The 21,227-nt window shown below is 69.9% G+C and carries 19 protein-coding genes; 18 read left to right on the top strand and 1 reads right to left on the bottom strand.

The annotated features are described in order from the left end of the window. The first annotated feature begins 8 nt into the window (after positions 1-8). From fabF to WC326_07960, 4 genes are read left to right on the top strand one after another with little or no spacing between them, the layout of a single operon-like run. Positions 9-1,262, top strand: a complete 1,254-nt coding sequence (gene fabF / locus WC326_07975) for a beta-ketoacyl-ACP synthase II (GenBank protein MFA7330994.1) — start codon at positions 9-11, stop codon at positions 1,260-1,262. After that, on the top strand, positions 1,259-2,038 hold the full coding sequence (gene rnc, locus WC326_07970; protein ID MFA7330993.1) for a ribonuclease III: 780 nt from the start codon (positions 1,259-1,261) through the stop codon (positions 2,036-2,038). Before fabF ends, rnc begins: the two co-directional genes overlap by 4 nt. Continuing rightward, entirely contained in the window at positions 2,028-2,654 is a 627-nt protein-coding gene (locus WC326_07965; GenBank protein ID MFA7330992.1) for a YigZ family protein, read from the top strand. Before rnc ends, WC326_07965 begins: the two co-directional genes overlap by 11 nt. Continuing rightward, positions 2,642-3,880, top strand: a complete 1,239-nt coding sequence (locus WC326_07960; GenBank protein MFA7330991.1) for a hemolysin family protein — start codon at positions 2,642-2,644, stop codon at positions 3,878-3,880. The genes WC326_07965 and WC326_07960 overlap by 13 nt, the downstream gene beginning before the upstream one ends. Before the next feature lie 11 nt (positions 3,881-3,891). Here the strand turns inward: WC326_07960 and WC326_07955 are convergent, their stop codons facing one another. Beyond that, positions 3,892-5,061: a helix-turn-helix domain-containing protein gene (locus tag WC326_07955; protein ID MFA7330990.1), complete on the bottom strand. Its 1,170-nt coding sequence runs from the start codon at positions 5,059-5,061 to the stop codon at positions 3,892-3,894. A 289-nt stretch (positions 5,062-5,350) separates the two neighbouring features. Here WC326_07955 and WC326_07950 point away from each other — a divergent pair, with 289 nt between their 5' ends. From WC326_07950 to WC326_07885, 14 genes are all read left to right on the top strand, one after another. Further along, positions 5,351-6,034: a M23 family metallopeptidase gene (locus WC326_07950; protein ID MFA7330989.1), complete on the top strand. Its 684-nt coding sequence runs from the start codon at positions 5,351-5,353 to the stop codon at positions 6,032-6,034. Continuing rightward, entirely contained in the window at positions 6,031-6,459 is a 429-nt protein-coding gene (locus tag WC326_07945) for a polymer-forming cytoskeletal protein (GenBank protein ID MFA7330988.1), read from the top strand. Before WC326_07950 ends, WC326_07945 begins: the two co-directional genes overlap by 4 nt. A gap of 4 nt (positions 6,460-6,463) precedes the next feature. After that, complete coding sequence (locus WC326_07940) at positions 6,464-6,691, top strand: AtpZ/AtpI family protein (protein MFA7330987.1); 228 nt, start codon at positions 6,464-6,466, stop codon at positions 6,689-6,691. Next, entirely contained in the window at positions 6,688-7,011 is a 324-nt protein-coding gene (locus WC326_07935; GenBank protein ID MFA7330986.1) for a hypothetical protein, read from the top strand. The genes WC326_07940 and WC326_07935 overlap by 4 nt, the downstream gene beginning before the upstream one ends. Next, entirely contained in the window at positions 7,008-8,114 is a 1,107-nt protein-coding gene (gene atpB / locus WC326_07930; GenBank protein MFA7330985.1) for a F0F1 ATP synthase subunit A, read from the top strand. The genes WC326_07935 and atpB overlap by 4 nt, the downstream gene beginning before the upstream one ends. Positions 8,115-8,147: 33 nt before the next feature. Then, positions 8,148-8,369 (top strand): ATP synthase F0 subunit C, encoded by a 222-nt coding sequence (gene atpE / locus WC326_07925; GenBank protein MFA7330984.1) that lies wholly within the window; start codon positions 8,148-8,150, stop codon positions 8,367-8,369. A 53-nt stretch (positions 8,370-8,422) separates the two neighbouring features. Next, entirely contained in the window at positions 8,423-8,926 is a 504-nt protein-coding gene (gene atpF / locus WC326_07920; GenBank protein ID MFA7330983.1) for a F0F1 ATP synthase subunit B, read from the top strand. Then, positions 8,923-9,453: an ATP synthase F1 subunit delta gene (atpH, locus tag WC326_07915; protein ID MFA7330982.1), complete on the top strand. Its 531-nt coding sequence runs from the start codon at positions 8,923-8,925 to the stop codon at positions 9,451-9,453. Before atpF ends, atpH begins: the two co-directional genes overlap by 4 nt. Positions 9,454-9,523: 70 nt before the next feature. Further along, positions 9,524-11,065, top strand: a complete 1,542-nt coding sequence (gene atpA, locus WC326_07910; GenBank protein ID MFA7330981.1) for a F0F1 ATP synthase subunit alpha — start codon at positions 9,524-9,526, stop codon at positions 11,063-11,065. Between the two features lie 3 nt (positions 11,066-11,068). Beyond that, positions 11,069-11,935: an ATP synthase F1 subunit gamma gene (gene atpG, locus WC326_07905; protein ID MFA7330980.1), complete on the top strand. Its 867-nt coding sequence runs from the start codon at positions 11,069-11,071 to the stop codon at positions 11,933-11,935. 21 nt (positions 11,936-11,956) lie between these two features. After that, entirely contained in the window at positions 11,957-13,435 is a 1,479-nt protein-coding gene (gene atpD, locus WC326_07900) for a F0F1 ATP synthase subunit beta (GenBank protein ID MFA7330979.1), read from the top strand. Next, positions 13,432-13,863 carry an ATP synthase F1 subunit epsilon gene (atpC, locus tag WC326_07895; protein MFA7330978.1) on the top strand — a complete coding sequence of 144 codons (432 nt, stop codon included), beginning with the start codon at positions 13,432-13,434 and terminating at the stop codon, positions 13,861-13,863. The genes atpD and atpC overlap by 4 nt, the downstream gene beginning before the upstream one ends. A 246-nt stretch (positions 13,864-14,109) precedes the next feature. Continuing rightward, entirely contained in the window at positions 14,110-16,251 is a 2,142-nt protein-coding gene (locus WC326_07890; GenBank protein MFA7330977.1) for a tetratricopeptide repeat protein, read from the top strand. Then, positions 16,248-21,185 carry a tetratricopeptide repeat protein gene (locus WC326_07885; protein ID MFA7330976.1) on the top strand — a complete coding sequence of 1,646 codons (4,938 nt, stop codon included), beginning with the start codon at positions 16,248-16,250 and terminating at the stop codon, positions 21,183-21,185. Before WC326_07890 ends, WC326_07885 begins: the two co-directional genes overlap by 4 nt. Positions 21,186-21,227: the final 42 nt, after the last annotated feature.

Genomic DNA, 21,227 nt, shown 5'->3' with positions numbered 1-21,227 from the left:
AGGACAGGATGGGCAAGGCGGATCGTCGCCGGGCGGTCATCACCGGCGTGGGCGTGCTCAGCCCCCTGGGGCTGGACGTCGAGAGCTTCTGGCAGGCCCTGGTGGCCGGCGTGTCGGGCGCGGGGCCCATCACGCGCTTCGACGCCAGCGCGTTTTCCACGCGCTTCGCCTGCGAGCTGAAGGGCTTCGACGCGAGTCAGTGGCTGCGCAAGCCCGAGCTGCGCCGGATGGATCCTTTCTGCCAGTACGGCATCATCGCCGCGCAACTGGCGCTGGAGGACTCGGGCATCAACCTGGAGCAGGTGGACCTGGAGCGCTTCGGCGTGATCACGGCCTCGGGGATCGGCGGGCTGGTTTCCATCGAGGACGCCCACACCCAGCTGATGGAGAAGGGGCCGGGACGGATTCCGCCCATGTTCATCCCCATGATGATCTCGGACATCCTGCCCGGCCAGATCGCCATGAAGTGGGGCCTCAAGGGACCCAACTTCGGCACGGTGAGCGCCTGCGCCTCCTCGTCCCACGCCATCGGCTGCGCCCTGCAGGCCATCCGCACCGGCCAGGCCGACCGCGTGCTGACGGGCGGCGCCGAGGCTTGTATCACGGCGCTGGGGATCGGGGGCTTCAATGCCCTGCAGGCCATGTCCACGCGCAACGACGACCCCACCCGGGCCAGCCGACCCTTCGACCGGGACCGCGACGGCTTCGTGATGGGCGAGGGCTCGGTGATCCTGCTGCTGGAGGAGCTCGACGCGGCGCGCGAGCGCGGCGCCACCATCCTGGCCGAGGTCTGCGGGCTGGGCTTCACGGCCGATGCCCACCACCTGACGGCCCCCGCCCCCGAGGGCGAGGGCGCCCAGCGCGCCATGAAGTTGGCCATCCGCGACGCCGGGCTGACCCCGGAGGACGTGGACCACATCAACACCCACGGCACCTCCACGCCCGCCGGCGACATCGCCGAGATCCAGGGCATCGCGCGGGTTTTCGGCGAGCACGCCACCCGCCTGGCGATCAACAGCACCAAGTCCATGACCGGGCACCTGCTGGGCGCGGCGGGGGCCATCGAGTGCCTGGCCACGGCCCTGGCGCTCAAGCACGGCGTGGTGCCGCCCACCATCAACCTGGACAACCCCGATCCGGAGCTGACGCTGCCCGTGGTGGCCAACCAGGCGCTCACGCGCCCCCTGCGCCACGCCATCTCCAACACTTTCGGCTTCGGCGGCCACAACGCCAGCCTGCTGCTGGCCCGCTGGGACGAATGAGCCTCTTCGACTGGTTCTCCCGCCCCCGGCCCGCCCCGGCACCTCCGGCGCCCCCGGCGGATGGCCTGGAGGCCGGGATCGGCTATGTCTTCCAGCGTCCCGAGCTGCTGCGCCAGGCTCTGACCCACCGCAGCCACACGGGGCAGTACGAAGGCTCGCGCTCGGCCTCCAACGAACGGTTGGAGTTCCTGGGCGACGCCGTGCTGGACCTCTGCATCAGCCACCACCTCTTCCTGCGCTTTCCGGAGAAGAAGGAAGGGGAGCTGACCAAGCTCAAGTCGATCATCGTGTCCGGGCCCTTCCTGGTGCAGGTGGCGGGCGAGATCGGGTTGGGCCGCCACTTGCGGCTTTCCGAGTCCGAGGACCGCACGGGTGGCCGGCAGCGGGCCAGCATCCTCGAGGACGCTTTCGAGGCGCTGCTGGGCGCCCTCTACCTGGACGGCGGCATGTCGGCGGCCGAGGCCTTCGTGCGCCGGCACATCCTGGACGACCTGGATCTGACCCAGGCCAGCCGGGACAACCGCAACTACAAAAGCCTGCTGCTGGAGCTGAGTCAGGGCCGCGGTCTGGGCAATCCCACCTACCACGTGGTGGAAGAGATCGGCCCGGACCACAGCAAGTACTTCGTGGTGGACGTGCTGGTGGGCGAGCAGGTGCTGGGCCGCGGATCCGGCGCCAGCAAGAAGAAGGCCGAGCAGGAGGCCGCCCGGGAGGGCCTGGCCGCCCTGGAGGGTCGGCGCAGCGATCTGGCGGGAGCTTCCCCCCATGCAGACTGACGGCTCCTCCGACGAGTACCCGGCTCCCGTGGCGCCCGCCGAGCACGAGGAGCGCATCGAACGATCGCGCTTCCTGGCCCTGCTGCGGCCGGTGACGGAACCCGCGCAGGTGGCGGAGTTCCTGGATTCCCTGCGCAAGGAGCACCACAAGGCCACGCACCACTGCAGCGCCTGGCGCTGCGGGCCGCCCGGCGCGTCGCCGCGCTGGGGGGCGGCCGACGACGGCGAACCCTCGGGCTCCGCCGGTCTTCCCATCCTCAAGGCCATCGAGGGCAGCGGACTCTCCGACGTGGCGGTGGTGGTGGTTCGCTGGTTCGGCGGAGTCAAGCTGGGGACCGGGGGCTTGGTCCGGGCCTACGGCGGCGTGGCCGCGCAGGTCTTGGCAGCCTGTCCGCGCCGGACCGTGGTCTGCCGCTTGCCGCTCTTCGCACGCTTTCCCCTGCCGTTGATGACCCAGGTGCGCCGCCTGACGGCCCTGCACGGGGCCGTGGAGACCCGCCTGCAGCGCACGCACGAACTCTGCCTGGACCTCCAGGTGCCGGCCAGCCGCCTGGCGGAGCTGGAGCAGGCCCTGGGCCGCCTCTTCCAGGGCAAGGGGGACGTGTGGAGATCCTGATCCAGCTGGGCGGACTGCTGGCCACCCTGCTGGCCTCGGCCTTTTTTTCCGCCTCGGAGATCGCCTTCACGGGTCTGAGCCAGGCCCACGTGCTGGTCTGGAAGCGCGAAAAGCGCCTGGGCGCGGAGTTGACCGCGCGCTGGTTCCAGCGGCCGGACTCCCTGCTGGTGACCCTGCTGGTGGGCAACAATCTGGTCAACAGCGCCTGCGCGGCCTTCGCCACCCTGCTGGGCCTCCAACTGGGCTGGCCGGAGTGGCTGACCGCCCTGGCGGCCACGATCCTGCTCACCGTGGGCGGCGAATCCCTGCCCAAGACGCTGGCCCACGGGGCCTCGCACCGGCTCTTCCCGCGCCTGGCGCTGCCGCTGCGCGTGGCCCATTGGCTGCTCTGGCCGCTGGGCCTGCCCTTCACCCTGCTGTTGAGGGTTCTGCCGGAGCGGCGCAGCGCCGAATTGCTGCACCTGCGCTTGCACCTGCAGCACATGAGCGACGACCTGGAACGCCAGGGGCAGCTGGGCCGCCACGAGAGTCGGATGATCCGCCGGGCCCTGGACCTGCGCGAGCGCCGGCTGGGCGAGCTGATGACCCCGCGCACGGACCTGTCGGCCCTGCCGCTGGAGGCCACCCTGCGCGAGGCGGGCGAACGGATCACCCGCCACGGCAAGTCCAGCCTGCCGCTCTACCGCGGCGACCTGGACCACATCGTGGGCTACGTCACGGCGCGCGACCTTTTCCAGCAACCCGCCTCATTGAAGGAGATCCGCCGCGACCCGCTCTTCGTGCCCGTCTCCATGAAGGCCCGCGACCTGCTGGCCGCCTTCGGCCGGGGACAATCCCGCCTGGCCGTGGTGCTGGACGAATACGGCGGCACCGCCGGTCTGCTCACCCTGGAGGACCTCCTGGAAGACGTGGTGGGAGCCATCGAGGACGAGCACGACCAGAGTCTGCGGGAATGGGTCGCGCTGGCCGACGGCCGGGCCTTCGTGCCGGGCCGCCTGCGACTGGACAGCTTCGCGGAGCGCAGCGGCATCGAGCTGGCCTCGGAGAACGCCGACACGCTGGGCGGCTGGGTGGCCGAGCAGCTGGGGCGCATTCCGGCCGAGGGCGAGTGCATCCAGCTCGATCCGCTCACCATCTGGGTGGTCTCCGCCACGCCCGCCTTTCTGCGCCAGCTCATCGTGCAGCTGCCGAGCGCTCCAACCCAGCACGACGGCGACGAGAACTGAGAGCCCCGGCCTCACGCCCGTTCCCCTTCCAGCTCCTGGTTCAACTTGGTGTAGAGGGTCTGGCGTGAGATCTGCAACCGCTCGCAGGCCCGGCTCTTCACGCCGTTGTGCAGGCCCAGCACGTCCAGGATGTAGTGGCGCTCCACCTGGCGCACGAACTCCCGCAGCGGCAGCAGGCGGGCGCCCGGCTCCCGCGCCATCAGGTGCCGGCGCACCCATTCGGTGGCCTGCGGTCCCGCTTCCAGCCGGTTGAGGAACTCCCAGCCCGGGCCGGCCTGCTGCCGGACCACACAGAGCTGCCAGCCGGCCTCGCAAGCCTGGAGCGCCCACTGCTCCCAGCGCGCATCCAGCAGCCCCTCGCTGTGGAGGATGAGCAGGCCGCCCGGGCCGGGACCGGCGGGCTGGGACTCCGGCACGCTGCCCGCGTAGTGTTCCTGAAAGGCCAGGCCCCGGCCGCCCAGCAAGAAGGCCAGCCAGGGACGCAGGTGCATCCAGAGGCCGGGCGGCAGCACCAGGTCCAGCGGCCGACCCTGCTCCAGCAGCCGCAGCAGGCGCAGCCAGCGGGCGGGTTCCAGCATCTCCACGGCCCGCCGGAGCCCAAGCCAGCGCCGCAGCGCGCCGCCGGCCAGCTGGTCCGGATGGAAGAGCACGCCGCCCGCCCGGGCCCGCCGCGCGGCCTCCAGCGGGGAAAGCAGGGCACCGGTCTGCTCGCTCTGCCCGGCCAGGTAGAGCCACTTGGCCCGGTGGAAGTGCCAGTCCTCGGGCAGTGAGCTGCGCAGCAGCAGTTCTTGTTCCAGCAGGCGCCGCTGCCGCCGTCCCTGGCCCTCCAGGCGCTGGACCAGCCGGTGGAGGTGGTCCGCCTCGTCCTGCCGCTCCAGATCCCGGCGGGAGGGCGCCGGCGCCTCGTCCTCCACCCACTCCTCCGGGGCGGCGGCGGCTTCGTCCAGGCACAGGCCCAGCCAGGCCCGCATGGCGGGCCGGTCCTCGTCCAGCGGGGGATCCGATTGGGCCAGCGCCAGCCGCGCCCAGTCCCGGCGCGAACCGGGCGGCGACAGTTTCAGGCGGACCAGGGTCTCCAGCAGGGCGAGCTCCGGGGGAAGCCGACGGTTCAGGCGGGCGGCCTGGGCGGCCGGAGGGTGGAGTCCCGGGGCCGGTTCCAGGGTGTCGGACAGACTCTGCATGGTTCTTTCTCCTGTTGGGGCAACAGGAGGCACACGACGCGGGGGACAGTGTACTGCCTGAGGGAACCTGAATCAAGCTCAAGCGGACTTCGATGCGACGCTGGAGAACCCCTGTCAAGCAAGGTGGACAACTTCCCTTGCTGAATATTCCTCGGGGGGCCGGGTGGTGGGAAACCCGCACGGAATGGCGGGCGGAAGGGCCTGGGAGGGGGCGGGTTGGCGGCCGGCCGCATTGACTCTCCAGACGCTTTTTGGTTTAATAAACGGCTTCCAAGCACAGGCTGACCACATGAAAAACTGGCGGCCGGTCATCGTGCTGTTGGCGGTGGCGGCCCTTGCTCACTACAGCTTTCTTCTGGTGCGCAGCATGCGGGAGTGGAACCTGCAGCGGGAGAACCAGCTCCTTCGGCAGCAGCTGCTGACCGCCAGTTCGCTGCTGCGCGACGTGGCGGCCATGCGCGAATTGGCCAGGAAATTGAACGTCACGCTGGGTCCGCCCCCGGAAACGAGCGTGGGCGAGCTGGCCCGGGCGGATTCGACCCCGGCCCCCGCCGGCGTCAGTTGGGGCGCGCCGCTGTCCATGCCCGTCGCCGGCCGCAAGAGCCGCTCCTTCGAGCGGGCGGGCTGGCCCCGGCGGCTGGACCACGCCGGCCTGGACGTGGCCGCGCTGCCCGGTGAGCCCGTGATGGCCGCCGCGGCCGGCCGCGTGGTGTTTCGGGATTTGACGCAACGCCTGGGCTTCCTGGTGCTGGTCGACCACGGGAACGGCTTCGTGACCGGATACGGACACCTGTCCATGGCCCTGCCGGAGATCGGCGCGGCGGTCCGGCGCGGGGAAGTGATCGGTCGCGTGGCGCCCGGGGCCGTGGGCCAGGGAAGTCATTTGCATTTTTCCGCACAGCGGAACGGGATTCCGGTGGATCCAGCTCCGCTGCTCAGCGGCTGGACGGATAAGGAGAACGAGGATTCATGAACAGCGGGACTGCGCAGACCATCCTGTCCAAGGACGCCGTCTTTGAAGGCAAGATCATTTCCAAGGATTCCGTCCGCATCGACGGCCGCCTGGTGGGCGAGGTGCGCTCCGAGGCCACCATCGAGCTGGGCGAGACGGGCTCCGTCGAAGGCAACGTCACGGCGGCCCATGTGATCACGGCCGGCCACATCAAGGGCGCCATCAACGCCCGGGAGAAGGTCGAGCTCAAGGGCAAGAGCCGGCTCGAGGGCGACCTGATCACCACCCGTCTGGTGATCGAGGACGGGGCCCAATTCGAGGGCATGTGCAAGATGGGCGGCCGCCCGTCCGACGGCGCCGCGTCCGTCTCCACGCCGGCCGCCGCCGCCGAGGGTGGCGAGCCCGAGCGGCGCGGCCTGTTCGGGTCCAAGCCCGCCGGCCACTAGCCCCATGGCCGCCCCGGACTCATCCGGTCTGCGGGTTTCGGGCGAGCTGGCCGACGTCGGCCTGCGCTTCGCCCTGTTCCTGAGCCTGATGGTCTGGGGCGGGTACAAATTGGATCTGCGCTGGGGCTGCAAACCCTGGCTGACGCTGCTGGGCTCGCTGCTGGGTCTGGCCGTGGGCATGTACTGGCTGATCCTCAAACTGCGCCAGGTGGGGGAGAAGGACGAGTCATGAACCCCGCCCTGGCCGGATTGACCTCCGGCGTGGCCTTGTCCCTGCTGGGACTGTTGGTGATCTGGCCCGCCCTGGGGCGCGGTCTGCTGCCCGTGCTGGGCCGGCTGACGGCGATCTTCCTGGGCAAGCTGGCGGCCATCCTGGTGCTGGTGCTGGTGGTGCACGACCGCGCGCCCGCCGCCACCGCGCCCTTCGCCGTGAGCCTGGCGGCCACGGTGGTGGTGCTCCTGCTGGCCCAGGCCGCGTTGTTGGCCTGGCGGTTGAAGCAGGTGGAATCGAAGCAAACATCCGGCCCCGGGCCGGGGGAAGGAGCAGGGTGAGCCGACGGACAGGGTGGCGGATTCGCCTGGCGCACACGTGCCTGATTCTCGGCGGCCTGCTGGCCGTCCTGCTGGTTCCTGACCTCGTCCGGGCCAATCCGGCGCCGTCCGCGGCAGCGGTGGCCCCGGCGGCTCCCGGCGACAGCCTGGCCGGCCCGGCTGCGGTCGCGGACCCGCACGCCGTTCCCGCGGCCCACGGTTCCGACCCGGCCGCGGACGCCCACGGCGCGCCCGGCGCCGACGGCGGCGTGGGCGGAATCGTCAAGGGCGTGATGGAGCACCATCTCACCGACGCCACCCACTTCGAATTGCCCCTGCTGCCCGTGGATCTGCACAAGCTGCGGATCCGCCTGCCCTTCTTCGACGGGCTCTACCAGTCCACGCGGGAGGGCAATCCCCTGATCAGCTGGATGTCCCAGGATCCCGACGGCAAGGCCTACCTGCAGGTCACCAAGCACCTGGTCTTCATGAGCCTGGCCTTCGTGCTGGTTGTGGTGCTGCTGCTGGCCGCCCGGCGCAGCGCCGGGTCCGCCGCGCCCCGGGGCGTGGGCAACCTGGTGGAGGCCGTGATCGTCTTCCTGCGCGACGAGGTCATCCTGCCCAACACGGGTCCCGAGGGCCGGCCCTACCTGCCTTTCTTCCTGACGGTGTTCTTTTTCATCCTGAGCATGAACCTGCTGGGTCTGGTGCCCTTCGGCAGCAGCGCCACGGGCAATCTTTCCGTCACGGCCGGGCTGGCGCTCTGCGCCTTCGCCCTGATGCAGGTGGCGGGCATGCGCGCCCACGGCGTGGCCGGGCACTTCAAGGGCCTGCTGCCCCACGGCGTGCCCTGGCCCGTGCTCTTCATCCTGGCGCCCATCGAGTTCCTGGGCATGTTCACCAAACCCTTCGCCCTCTGCGTCCGACTCTTCGCCAACATGATGGCCGGACATGCGGTGATCGCCGCCTTCATGGGCCTGATCGTCGTGCCCGTGCTGGCGCTGGCCAACATTCCCGTGGCCGTGGCCATCGGGTTGCTGGAGTTGTTCGTGGCCTTCCTGCAGGCCTACATCTTCACCATGCTGACGGCCATCTTCACCGGGGCCTTCATTCATCAACACTGATCGACAATACCCCAACCCAAACAGGAGTACATGATGGAAACCATCGGACTGATCGGCGCCGGCATCGGAGCGGGACTGGTTTCGCTGGGCGCGGGCCTGGGCATCGGCCGCATCGGCGGCAGCGCCATGGAAGGCATCGCCCGCCAGCCGGAAGCCGCGGCCAAGATCCAGACGGCCATGATCATCTCCGCCGCCCTCATCGAAGGCGTGACTCTGTTCGGCACCGTGGTCTGTCTGCTGGCCGTGCTGAAGTAGTCCCCCGCGGCAGGCACCCCCCGTGGCGGGGGCTGAGCGAAAGGCGTTGGCGGATGAGTTTGAACCACATTTTCTCCGTGGATCCGGGCTCGATCCTCTGGACGATCATCAGCTTCGTGCTGCTGCTGCTCGTGCTGGGGAAACTGGCCTGGAAGCCGATCCTCGGCGCCCTGGAGGCCCGTGAACAGGGCATCCGGGACGACATCGAGGGGGCCCGGCGCGACCGTCAGGCCGCCGAGCAGGCCCGCGGCGAATACGAAGGCGCGCTGGGCGAGGCCCGGCGCCAGGCCCAGTCCATCCTGGGCGAAAGCCGCGAGCGGGCCCGGCTCTACGAGCAGGAGCAGCTCGAGGCGGCCCGGATCGAGGTCCAGAAGGCCCGCGAGCGGGCCGACGAGGAGATCGCCCAGGAAGCCCGCAAAGTGCGGCAGGGCCTGCAGGCCGAGCTGGTGGACCTGAGCCTGGCCGCCGCCGAGCAGGTGATGCGGCGCGGGCTGCGGCGCGAAGACCACGAGGCCATCGCGCGGGAGGCCCTGCGGCAGGCGGGATCCGCCCTGTGAGCCGGGCCGCCGTGGCGCGCAGCTATGGCCGCGCGCTCTTCGAGGCCGCTCAGGAGGCCGGTGAGACGCCGCGCCTGCTGACGGAACTGACGGCGCTGGAGTCGGCCCTGGGGACCGAGTTGCAGGGCCTGCTGCTCTCGCCGCGCGTGCCCATGGACAAGCGCCTGGCCATCGTGCGCGAGATTTTCAGCGGCGCCAGCCCGCTCTTCCTCTCCTTTCTGGTCCTGGTCATCCGACGCGGCCGGGCGGGCGCCCTGCCCGAGATGATCGAGGCCGTGCGGGCCCTCGACCACGCGGCCGCGGGCCGGGCCGTGGGCGAGCTCAGCAGCGCGGCTCCGCTCTCCGACGAGTTGAAAGAGGAAATCCGGGCCACCATGAGCCGGCTGACGGGCACGGACCTGCAGTTGACGGAACGGCTGGATCCCGACCTGTTGGGCGGCTTCGTGGCGCGGGTGGGGGACCACATGCTGGACATGTCCCTGCGCACCCGGCTGGAGCAGTTGCGCCGCCAGTTGAAGGCCGTCTGACGGCCGCGGCCCCACTTGTGCCGAGGGCGCCACGGGGCGCCGTCCCGGCAGCATTGACGAAGGAGTCCTGATGCAGATACGACCCGAAGAGATCACCTCGATCATCCGCCGGCAGATCGCGGACTTCACGGGGTCCGCCCACCTGGAGGAGATCGGGGAAGTGATCATGGTGGGCGACGGCATCGCCCGCGTCCACGGCCTGGAGAAGGTCATGGCCGGCGAGCTGGTCGCCTTCCCCGGCGAGGTCTTCGGCATGGCCATGAACCTGGAAGAGGACAACGTGGGCGTCGTGCTCTTCGGCGGCGAGACCACCATCCGCGAAGGGGACGTGGTGCGCCGGACCGGCCAGGTGGTGCGCATTCCCGTGGGCCGCGCCCTGCTGGGCCGCGTGGTCAACCCGCTGGGCCAGCCCATCGACGGCAAGGGGCCCATCGAGACGGCGGAGACCTACGCCGTGGAGCGCAAGGCCACGGGCGTGGTGACCCGCAGCCCGGTGAAGGAGCCCCTCCAGACCGGCCTCAAGGCCGTGGACTCGATGATCCCCATCGGCCGGGGCCAGCGCGAGCTGATCATCGGCGACCGCCAGACCGGCAAGACGGCCGTGGCCGTGGACACGATCATCAACCAGAAGGGCAAGGGCGTCACGTGCATCTACGTGGCCATCGGCCAGAAGGGCTCGACCATCGCCAAGGTGGTCAAGACCCTGCAGGACCACGGCGCCCTGGAGCACACGATCATCGTGGCCTCCACGGCCGTGGACCCCGCGCCGCTGCAGTTCCTGGCGCCCTACGCCGGCGCGGCCATCGGCGAGTTCTTCCGCGACAATGGCGAGCACGCCCTGGCCGTCTACGACGACCTGACCAAGCACGCCTGGGCCTATCGCCAGCTCTCGCTGCTGCTGCGCCGGCCGCCCGGCCGCGAGGCCTATCCGGGCGACGTGTTCTACCTGCACAGCCGCCTGCTGGAGCGCGCCGCGCGCCTGGCCGACCAGATGAACCCGGAGATGGTGAAGGCCGGCATCAAGAAGCCCGGCGGCTCGCTGACGGCCCTGCCGATCATCGAGACCCAGGCCGGCGACGTCTCGGCCTACATCCCCACCAACGTGATTTCCATCACGGACGGCCAGATCTTCCTGGAGAGCGACCTGTTCTACAGCGGTGTGCGGCCGGCCATCAACGTGGGCATCAGCGTCAGCCGCGTGGGCGGCAACGCCCAGACCAAGGCCATGAAGAAGGTGGCCGGCACCCTGCGGCTGGACCTGGCGACCTACCGCGAACTGGCGGCCTTCGCCCAATTCGGCAGCGACCTGGACAAGACCACCCAGGCCCAGCTCACGCGGGGCAGCCGCCTGGTGGAGCTGCTCAAGCAGGACCAGTACGTGCCCATGGCCGTGCAGGACCAGGTACTGCAGTTGATCCTGGGCGTCAACGGCCTGCTGGACGTGCTCGCGCTGGACAAGGTGCGCAGCTGCGCGGACCAGTTCGTCGAGCACTTCCGCACGGCCCACGCTGCGGACTACGAGCGCCTGCGCGACACGGGCCTGCTGCCCGACGACCTGCGGGACGTGATTCTCAAGGCGGGTCGGGAGTTCGTGCAGAACATGGCGGGCTAAGGCATGGCAAGCCTGAAGCAGATCAAGCGGCGCATCGGCAGCGTGAGTTCCACGCAGCAGATCACCAAGGCCATGAAGATGATCGCCGCGGCGCGGCTGCGCAAGGCGCAGGAGGCCATCGTGCTGGCCCGGCCCTACGCCCTGCGCCTGCAGGAGGCCCTCGCGGGCCTGGCCGCCAGCCAGAGTTCGCTGGCCCACCCGCTGCTGGCCCGGCCCTTGGCGGGCGCGGCCCCCCGGGTCTGCTATCTGGTGGTGACCGCGGACCGCGGCCTGTGCGGCGGCTTCAACGCCAACGTGATCAAGCGCACGCAGCAGTTGCTGGCGGAGGCGCCCGCCGGCCAGGAGAGCAAACTCTTCCTGGTGGGCAAGAAGGGCGTGGACTTCTACCGCAGCCGCACCATCCCCGTGGTGGGCCGGCGCGCGGGCATCTTCAACCGGATGAACTTCAGCGACGCCACCTCCATCGGCCTGGAACTCACCCAGCTCTTCGAGCGGGGCGAGGTGGACCGCGTGGTGCTGGTCTTCAACGAGTTCAAGTCGGCCATCCAACAGATCCTGCACACGGATCAGCTGCTGCCCGTGGTCCTGGAGGAGGGCGGTCCGGCGCACGCGCCGGAGGCGATCTTCGAACCCGGCCCGCAGGAGGTGCTGAGCCAGCTGCTGCCCATGTATGTGAACCGCATCGTCTGGCGCGTCTTGCTGGATTCCTTCGCCGCCGAACAGGGGGCGCGGATGACGGCCATGGAGAGCGCCACGGAGAACGCAAGCGAAATGATCGCCGATCTCACCCTGCAGTACAACCGCCAACGGCAGGCGGCCATCACCCAGGAGATCGCGGAGATCGTCGGCGGCGCCGCGGCCATTCAATAGCCCGGCAAGCAAGGAAGAGCCATGAGCAAGGGAAGAATTCTGCAAATCAACGGCGCCGTGCTGGACGTGGCCTTCCCGGACGGGGAGCTGCCCGGCATCTATCACGCCCTGCGCGTGCAGCGCGAAGGTCAGGACGACCTGATCCTCGAGGTGCAGCAGCACCTGGGCGAGAAGAAAGTGCGCACCGTGGCCATGGACGCCACCGAGGGCCTGATGCGCGGCATGGAAGTCGAGGACACGGGCCACCCCATCAGCGTGCCCGTGGGCGCCGCCACCCGCGGCCGCCTGCTCAACGTGATCGGCAACCCCATCGACGACGTGGGTCCCGTGGACCGCTCGCGCACCAATCCCATCCACCGTCCGGCCCCGGCCTTCGAGGACCTCAGCCCCTCCAGCGAGGTGCTGGAGACGGGCATCAAGGTGGTGGACCTGCTGGAGCCCTACGCCAAGGGCGGCAAGATCGGCCTCTTCGGCGGCGCGGGCGTGGGCAAGACCGTGCTCATCATGGAGCTGATCAACAACATCGCCAAGGAGCACAGCGGCCTGTCGGTGTTCGCCGGCGTGGGCGAGCGCACGCGCGAGGGCAACGACCTGCTGCGCGAGATGCTCGAGTCCAACGTGGTCAACTACGGCCAGGAGTTCCACGACCACTTCGCCAAGACCGGCGAGTGGGACCTCTCCAAGGTGGACCGCAGCAAGCTCGAGGAGAGCCAGATCGCCCTGGTCTTCGGCCAGATGAACGAGCCGCCGGGCGCCCGCGCCCGGGTGGCCCTCTCGGGACTGGCCATCGCCGAGTACTTCCGCGACGAGGAAGGCAAGGACGTGCTGCTCTTCGTGGACAACATCTTCCGCTTCACCCAGGCGGGCTCGGAGGTCTCCGCGCTGTTGGGCCGCATGCCCAGCGCCGTGGGCTACCAGCCCACCCTGGCCACGGAGATGGGCGCCCTGCAGGAGCGCATCACCTCCACGCGCAAGGGCTCCATCACCTCGGTGCAGGCCATTTACGTGCCCGCCGACGACCTGACGGACCCGGCGCCGGCCACCACCTTCACGCACCTGGACGCCACCACCGTGCTCAGCCGCAAGATCACCGAGCTGGGCATCTACCCGGCCGTGGATCCGCTGGACTCCACCAGCCGCATGCTGGACCCGCACATCGTGGGCGCCGAGCACTACAACGTGGCCGTGGGCGTGCAGAAGATCCTGCAGCGCTACAAGGACCTGCAGGACATCATCGCCATCCTGGGCATGGACGAGCTCTCGGAGGAGGACAAGATCGTGGTGGGCCGCGCGCGCCGCGTCCAGCGCTTCCTCTCCCAGCCCTTCCACGTGGCCGAGCAGTTCACGGGCATGCAGGGCCGCTACGTCAAGCTGGCCGACACCATCTCGAGCTTCAAGCGCCTGCTGGCGGGCGAAGCCGACCACCTGCCCGAGCAGGCCTTCGCCTTCGTGGGCACCCTGGACGAGGCCTTCGAGAAGGCCCGGAAGATCCAGGCATGAGCACGCTGACGCCGTCGGCCGCGGGCACCTTCCGGGTGGAGATCGTCACGCCCGCGGGCGGCGTGATCCTGTGCCGCGAGGCCCGGCACGTGCGGCTGCCCGGGCTGACGGGCTCCTTCGGCGTGCTGGCCGGCCACGCCAATCTGATGGCCGCGCTGGGCACGGGCCTGGCCGTGGTGGAGGAGGAGCAGGGCACGACGCGCCTGGCCATGTCCGGGGGCTTCGCCCAGGTCAACCAGGGCCGCTTGCTGGTGCTGGCCGAATCCGCCGAGCTGCCCGAGCGCATCGATGCGGCCCGGGCCAAGGCCGCCGCGGAGCGGGCCCGCCGCCGCCTGCACGGGGGCGAGGCGGTGGACGTGGAGCGCGCCCAGGCCGCCCTGACCCGCGCCCTCAACCGGCTGCAGCTCCTGGGCGGCAGCGCCACCTGAGACTCGATTCCAGCCAACCAGACGGGCGCCGGCGACGGCGCCCGTTCTCGTTCACGCGGGAGCGCGCGGTCGGCCCGGGCCCTGCGGAGGGGGCCGTGCCACAAAAACAGGCCGGGACTCACCTGTTCAAGCGATTGACATGGGAGGGGGTGATTCCTACTTTTTCCCTGCACGGCTGGCCTTCCCGACCATCGCAAGGCCAGGCAGAGACCCCCCACGCCAAGGACAATTCGGACAGGTATGCAGGTGAATCGAACACGAAGCCGGCACCGGATCCGTTTCCTCTTGGGTGTATGTTCCATCCTGGTGCTCCACGCCGCACAGGTTCACGCCACAGCGCCCTCGACTTCCACGGACAGCCCGACCGATTCCATCTCCTACGAGCAGGCCCGGGAGGGCTGGGAGCGCGACCGCATGCGCCGCCTCACCCGCAAGCTCATCCTGCAGGAACAGGTCCTGACGGGCCGCCTGCAGGGCATCCTGGAGGAAGGGCAGCGCACGGGTCTGACGGACCTGCCGCTGGAGACCCTGCTGCAGGAGGAGCCCGGGCACCTGCTCAGCGCGCCCCAGCCGCCGGCCGCCGGCGCCGAGCTCGCCGACCGGATGGAGTATTGGATCCTCCGCCAGCAGGAGATCCTGGCCACCAAGCTGGCCAGCTCCGAGACCATCCGCCGCCGCCTGGCCGCCACCGCGGGACCGGGCGCCCTGGAAGAGATGTTCCGCCGGGACCTGGGTCGCGCGGTGGACGCCTACGTCGCCGGCCAGTACGACCTGGCGGGCGCGCGCTTCCAGGACATCCTGGACCTCTACACCTATCAGAACCTGGACGACGTGCGCTTCTTCCGCGCCGAGGCCGCGCTGGCGGACGGCGCCTGGGACACGGCCGTGCAGCACTACCTGGTGCTGCTGCGCACCCAGCCCGGCAGCGCCTACCGGCCCCAGGCCTTCCGTCACCTGATCTACCTGCGCGCCATGTTCGGCCAGCACGCCACGGCGGTCTCCGAGTGCGACGAGTTCGCCGCGGACCTCGAGGCGGCTGGCGGCGACGTGGCCTACCTCTGCGGCCGCGAACTCTTCCTCAGCCAGCGCTATCCCGAGGCGCGCCGCGTGTTGGCGCGCGTGCCGGTGAAGGACCCCGCCCTGCTGCGCGCGCGGCATCTGGACGGGCTCTGCCTGATCCTGGAGAACCGCTACGAGGACGCCATCGGCGCCTTCGAGGCCCTGTTGACCCTCTCCGAGCGCTCCGCCGAGGACGCGCGGACGGACCAGGCCTTCCGTGAGGACAGCCAGCTCAAACTGGGCTATCTCTATTTCGAGGCCGGACGCTTCAGCCAGGCGGCGGAGATGTTCGAGGCCGTGGCCAAGGCCGGCAAGCGGCATCCGGAAGCCCTGCTGGGGCAGGCCTGGAGCGGGCTCAGCCTGGCCGACCACGAGCGCTCGCTGGCCCTCTCGCGCCAGTTGGTGGAGCACTTCCCCGCCTCGCCCTTCCGTTACGAGGCCATGACCCTGGCCGGCTACGCCTCGGAGCAGCTGGAGCGCCGGGACGAATCCCGCGAGTGGTACGGCAAGGTGCTCGAGGAGGCCGAGCGCAGCGAGGCGCTGCGCGAACTGGCCGTGGAGCGCCGGCAGATCCTGGTCATGATGCGCCGGCTGGTGGAGATGGAGCCCCGCGTGTTCGGCGAGGGCCGCTCCGAGCAGTTCGGCGAGTACTTGGACCTGCGGGCCCGCAGCCGCGTGCTGATGAACCGCGTCAAGTACACCGAGCTGCAGACGGCCAACCGCTCCATGGACGAGTACATCGCGGAGCGCCGGGAGATCGGCAACCTGGCCCGCCAGCTCAAGGGCCTGGCGCGGCGTGCCCAGGCGGCGGCCAGCCCGGCCGAGCAGCAGGAAGTGGCGCTGCTGGACCGCGAGGTCCGCGGCCTGATGAAGCGCATCCGCCTCTCGGGCCTGATGGAGATCCAGCGCCAGCCCCTGATGATCCACGAACGCACGCTGGCCTCGGTCAACTCCATGCTCGATTCCCTGGCCATGTCCTCCACGGTGGAGTTCAACCGGCTCGAGCAGCGCCGGGAAGGCTTAAAGGAGAATGGTACGGAAGCGGGCGACTTCACCCGGGCCCTCTACCGCGAGCGCTTCCAGCGCCTGGGCGGCGAGGTGGAGCAGCTGCGCAGCCGCGCGGCCAACCTCAAGCGCCGGCCGGTCACCAGCAACCTGCCGCGCTGGAGCGAACTGGCCTTCTCGCGCCTGGCCATCGGCGACATCGACTTCGAGGAGTTGCAGCGCATCGAGGAACGGCTGCACGAGCTGGATGGATATCTGGAACGGATCGACGGGCTGCTGAGGGACGGAACTCCCACCGCCGGGGCCGAAGGAGTGCAGCCATGAGATCGATCCTGCTGCTGTGGATCCTGTGGCTCGGCTGCGGCGCCCTGTCCGCCCAGGAGGCTCCGGCCCTGGGCGAGCGCGTGCGCATCGAGGACGAGGTGCTGGCGCGCTGGAACACCATTTCCCGGCTCGAGGTCGGGGAGAAGAGCAAGGCCTGGATCGCCGAGGGCCGCGAGGTGCTGGCCCGCTACCAGGAGCTGCTCGCTCTGGAGTCCAAGGCGGACGCTGACGAGCGCGGCGAGCTGAACATCGAGATCAGCAAGCTCAAGTTGAAGCTGATCCACCTGCTGCGCTCCATCGAGGAGGCGCGGCTCTTCGACATGAGTCCGGCCCAGTTGGAGGCCCTGCGCCAGCAGTACGAGACCGAACGCGGCCAGCTGCTGGCCCGGCGCTCCCTGGTGCGGGACTCGGTCCTCGAGGAGGGCGAGCGCTTCCTCACCACCTACCGGCGCGACCGCAACCTGCAGAAGTTCAGCCAGCGCGACGTGGTGGCCAAGCTCTGCCTGCAGCTGGCCGAGTTGTATTACAGCCGCGCCGAAGAGGAGTACTTCGGCGCCCAGGACAGCCTGCTGGCCCGCGCCGAACGCGGCCTGCCCGCCGGGCTGGAGCCGGTGAAGAACTTCGAGGACGCCGTGCGCAAGTACCAGCGCGTCATCGACGAGTTCCCCTTCTCCGACTTCATGGACGACGCGCTCTACAACGTGGCCTACATCCGCGAGAATTCGCCCAATCCCGTCGAGGTGGAGGAGAGCCGCCGGCTCTACGAGCACTTGGTGCGCGACTTCCCGGCCTCCGTCTACGCGCCCGAGGCTTGGATGCGGCTGGGCGAATACTGGTTCCGCCAGGACGGCGAGGAATCCCTCCGCTCGGCCATCGCCGCCTATCAAAAGATCCTCGACTACCCGGATTACCCGTCGCGCGAGAAGGCGCTCTACAAGCTGGGTTGGTGCCACTACCGCCTCCAGGAGCACGAGACCAGCGTGCAGTTCTTCGCCGAGGCGGCCAAGTACGCGGCCCGCAAGCAGGAGTCCGGCGACGCGCTGGGCGCCGACCTGCTGGACGAGTCCATCGCCTACATGGCCGTGAACTACGCCGATCCCAACTGGGCCGACGCCAACATCGGCCAGCTCGCGCAGCGCGTGCGCCAGGACGAGGAGCTGCGCCGCACGGTGGGCTTCCGCCTGCTGGACCGCTACGGCGACCTCTTCCGTCAGGAGACCCAGGACTTCCCACGGGCCGTGACGGCCTACGACAGCCTGCTGGTGCTCTATCCCGACAGCCCCCAGGCGCCCTTCATCCAGGAGAAGGTGATCGAGTGCTACGCGCCCGGCGCCCTGGCCGACGCGCAGATCGCCTACCAGGAGAAGAACCAGCTCTTCGAACTCTACGGCGGCGCCGGCCCCTGGCAGGGCGCGGGCGCGGACAGCTCCAAGGTCACGGCCCTGCTCGAGCAGCACCTGGAGGAGAACGTCCGGATCGCCATGAACCACGCCTACGCGGGCAAGCGCCGCGAGGCCTTCGACGAGTACATCCTGCAGAGCCGGCGCTACCTGGGCTCTTTCCCCCAGGACAGCGCGGCCTTCCAGATCCACTGGAACCTGGCCAAGACCCTCGAGGCCGAGCTGCAGGACTACGGCACGGCCTACGACGAGTACCTGAGCATCAGCCGCGGCTATCCGGAGCGCGACCGCCACGACGCGGCCTACAACGCCATCGTCATCTCGCAGATCCTGGTGGACCAGGAAGGCGCGCCGGCGGCGGCCCCGGACAGCGCGCTGACGGCCACGCCGCTCACCCCGATGGAGGAGAAGAAGCGCGCGGCCCTGCAGAACTTCGTCAGCCTGTTCGCCGAGGACACCCGCTCCCCCGGCTACAGCCTGCTGGAGGGCAAGCTCTTCTACGCGCACCATGACTTCGACCAGGCCACGGCGGTCTTCGACACGCTGATCACGCGCTGGCCCCAGGCGCCGGAAGTGGCCGAGGCCTACCAGCTCAAGTTGGAGGGCCTGTTCGCCCTGGGCCGCTTCCCCGAGGCGGAGGCCATCGCGCGGGAGATCCAGGGCATGGACTTGCCGGCGGAGGCCCTGCAGCGGGCCCGCACGCGCCAGGCGGAGTCGGTCTACTCCAACGCGGCCAACCTGAAGAAGGGCGAGGATCACCTCAAGGCGGCCCAGGAGTTCCGGCGCATGGCGCTGGACGTGCCCGACGCGCCCTTTGCCGACGCCTCCCTGCTGGACGCGGCGGCGGAGTTCACCCTGGCCGGCCAGCCCGGCGAGGCCTCGGACACCTACCTCTACCTGGCCGACCACTACCCGCAGAGCCAGTACGCGGACCAGGCCCTCTCCCAGGCCGGCTTCCTGGCGCTGAACGAGAGCAAGGACCTGGCCAAGGCCGGCGCGATCTTCGAGCGGCTGGCCAACCAATACCCGGAGTCCCAGTACGCCCGCTCCTCGATCACCAACGCCTCCTACTGTTACGGCAAGGTCGAGGACTGGAGCTCCACCATCCGCATGAACGCGCTCTACGTGGAGCGCTACCCCGACGCGGACGACGCCTCGGCCGTGCTGTTCGAGAACGCCGGCCTCTGGCTCAAGCTCAACAACGTGCCGGCGGCCAACGCCATCTACGCCGACTTCGCCGCCCGCTATCCCGACGATTCCCGCACCGTGCAGGCCTTCGTGGAGCGCGCCGAGTACTTCACGCGCCAGCAGGACGAAGCCGCGGCCCGGGTGGAGTACCGCCAGGCCGTGGAGCGCAACCGCCAGCTGCTCAACCGCGGGACCGAAGGCAACGCCATCTACGCCAGCCGCGCCCTGCGCAAGCTGGTGGGGTGGCGCTTCGAGGAATACCGCGCGTTAAACCTGCTGCAGCCCGCCGGGCAGTTCGAGCGCGATCTGGCGGCCAAGAAGGCCGCGCGCGACGGCCTGCTGGCCGAGCTGAACGAACTGGCCCAGCTGGGTACGGGCGACGTGTTCTACGCGCGTCACCTGATCGCCGCCACCCACGAGGAGTTCGCGCGGGCCTACCGCGAGCAGGAGCGTCCCGCCTGGCGCAGCCCGGAAGAGCGCGTCAAGGGTGAGGTGACCCTGCAGGACGCCGCCCACGAGCTGGCCCGCGTGGCCGCGCGCTCCTACATCGGCACCACCCAGGAGCTGGATCTGGCCGTGGAGAGCCTGCGCAAGGAGAAACTGCTGGTGGCCCGCCGCCTGGAAGGGCTGGACGCCTGGCTGGCCGCCGGCCCCGACAGCGGCGCCACGCGCGAGGGGCTGGACGACAGTCTGGCGGCCAAGCTCGCGCTCACCCGGGCCGCGGACCTGCTGGACAGCTCGCTGACCGAGAGCACCGTCTGGACGGGCCGCAGCCGCGAACGCGTGCCGGAGCTGATGCTGGCCTCGCTGGCGGTGTTCGAGCAGCGCGTGGACCAGACGCTGGTGCTCAAGAGTCAGCAGACCGGGGACGTGTTCCTGCGGCTGGCCGACACGGACCGCAACCTGCTGGGCGGCGCCTCCATGGTGGCCCTGCAGAGCGTGATCGGCGCCTACCGCGAGGCGCTGGAGATCATCGGCCAGGTGGGTCTGGACCGCCTCTGGCGCTCGCGCCTGGAAGAGCGGCTGCGCGTGCAGGTCCTCAAGCTGCCCCAGGCCGCCCAGGCGTTCCGGGCGGAATGTGGCGGCGAGTTCGACACCCAGGTGCGGCGCTTCCTGGAGACCGTGGACAAGGGCGAGAATTTCGTGGACCGCGCCGGGCTGACGGAGGAGGACTACGGCAGCGACGTGTTGGACATGGCCGACTTCAACCAGGGCTATGCCATCAACAGCCTGCTGCTCACCGACCGCATCCTGCAGAGTCTGGACGAGAACGAGTTGGCGGGCAACCTGGCCGGCGAATTGAGCGACACCCTGGCCAGCCACGCCCTGCGCTTCTCCCAGGAGACCAACACGCGCCGCGCCGGCATGCTGGGCATGAAAGAGGACTACTGGAAGCGCTTCGAGCAGTCCGCCAGCTACGTGCATCGCGACGCCCACACCACGCTGGATGACGCCTCCTACTTCCTGCTCCAGACGGCCAAGGAAGTGCTGGTGCAGTCCGAGCCGCTGGTCTCCCGCATCCGCGCGGGCAGCGTGCCGGCCCGCCGCATGCTGCTGGCGCTGGCCGAGCTGGATCCCGCCACTTTCGGCAACCGCTTCGGCCTGAGTGAGGAGACGCTGGCCCTGCCGGGCCTGGCGGCCTGGAAGTCCCACCGCGGCTATGTTGAAGGCTTCGAGAAGCCCGACTATCCGGACATGGACTGGGACGCCGCGCGCAGCACGAGCCTGCCCGGGCTGGGCGGACTGGGCGCCGGCGCCACCACGGTCTGGACCGCCACGCCGCTGAGCGCGCCCCAACGCCTGGACACCCTGGCCCTGGCGCTGGGCGACAGCACGGGTCTGGCCGGCGCGCTGGCCGCGGGCGCCACGCCGCTGGACACCCTGGCCGCCGCCGACGGCACCTGGCTGCGCCTGCTGCAGGCCGCGGCGGGAAGTTCGGCCACGGGCACGCCGGATACCCTGTTCTTCCGTTATACTTTCGACCTGCCGGGCACGCCGGTGGGCGCCACCATCCAGGTGGCGGCGGACGACGCCTTCTTCCTGTTCTTCAACGGCGAGTACATCGACGAGCAGGCGGGCGGCGCCGAAGAGCAGCCGGGGCTGACGGAACTGAAGACCTACACCTTGAACGAGTTCCTGCGCACGGGTCGCAACGTGCTGGCCGTCGAGGCGCGGGACCGGGACGGCTCCGGCGGCGGCCTGGCCGTGGATCTGCAGGTGCGGCAGATCGCGCGCCTGACGCCGGAGATGCTCGAACAGCAGATTCAACGCGAACTGGAGGAGCAGCGCAAGCTGGACTTCCAGCGCAAAGTGAGCCGGATCCATGTCAAGAATCGGATGGATTAGCCTCGTCCTGTTCCTGGCGTCGGGCTTGGCCGCCCAGGAAGA

Source organism: Candidatus Delongbacteria bacterium (genome assembly GCA_041675285.1).
In the GTDB taxonomy this organism is placed as follows: Bacteria; CAIWAD01; CAIWAD01; order CAIWAD01; family CAIWAD01; genus CAIWAD01.
The sequence above is the reverse complement of the archived record's forward strand: the minus strand, read 5'-3'. Positions and strand labels throughout refer to the sequence as shown.

Excerpts from the sequence above, each read along its gene's own strand:
- atpA (MFA7330981.1), top strand. The coding sequence starts at position 9,524 with ATGCAGATACGACCCGAAGAGATCACCTCGATCATCCGCCGGCAGATC.
- atpE (MFA7330984.1), top strand. The coding sequence starts at position 8,148 with ATGGAAACCATCGGACTGATCGGCGCCGGCATCGGAGCGGGACTGGTT.
- atpD (MFA7330979.1), top strand. The coding sequence starts at position 11,957 with ATGAGCAAGGGAAGAATTCTGCAAATCAACGGCGCCGTGCTGGACGTG.
- rnc (MFA7330993.1), top strand. The coding sequence starts at position 1,259 with ATGAGCCTCTTCGACTGGTTCTCCCGCCCCCGGCCCGCCCCGGCACCT.
- WC326_07935 (MFA7330986.1), top strand. The coding sequence starts at position 6,688 with ATGAACCCCGCCCTGGCCGGATTGACCTCCGGCGTGGCCTTGTCCCTG.
- WC326_07940 (MFA7330987.1), top strand. The coding sequence starts at position 6,464 with ATGGCCGCCCCGGACTCATCCGGTCTGCGGGTTTCGGGCGAGCTGGCC.
- atpC (MFA7330978.1), top strand. The coding sequence starts at position 13,432 with ATGAGCACGCTGACGCCGTCGGCCGCGGGCACCTTCCGGGTGGAGATC.
- WC326_07965 (MFA7330992.1), top strand. The coding sequence starts at position 2,028 with ATGCAGACTGACGGCTCCTCCGACGAGTACCCGGCTCCCGTGGCGCCC.
- fabF (MFA7330994.1), top strand. The coding sequence starts at position 9 with ATGGGCAAGGCGGATCGTCGCCGGGCGGTCATCACCGGCGTGGGCGTG.
- WC326_07950 (MFA7330989.1), top strand. The coding sequence starts at position 5,351 with ATGAAAAACTGGCGGCCGGTCATCGTGCTGTTGGCGGTGGCGGCCCTT.
- WC326_07885 (MFA7330976.1), top strand. The coding sequence starts at position 16,248 with ATGAGATCGATCCTGCTGCTGTGGATCCTGTGGCTCGGCTGCGGCGCC.
- WC326_07945 (MFA7330988.1), top strand. The coding sequence starts at position 6,031 with ATGAACAGCGGGACTGCGCAGACCATCCTGTCCAAGGACGCCGTCTTT.
- WC326_07955 (MFA7330990.1), bottom strand. The coding sequence starts at position 5,061 with ATGCAGAGTCTGTCCGACACCCTGGAACCGGCCCCGGGACTCCACCCT.
- atpF (MFA7330983.1), top strand. The coding sequence starts at position 8,423 with ATGAGTTTGAACCACATTTTCTCCGTGGATCCGGGCTCGATCCTCTGG.
- atpG (MFA7330980.1), top strand. The coding sequence starts at position 11,069 with ATGGCAAGCCTGAAGCAGATCAAGCGGCGCATCGGCAGCGTGAGTTCC.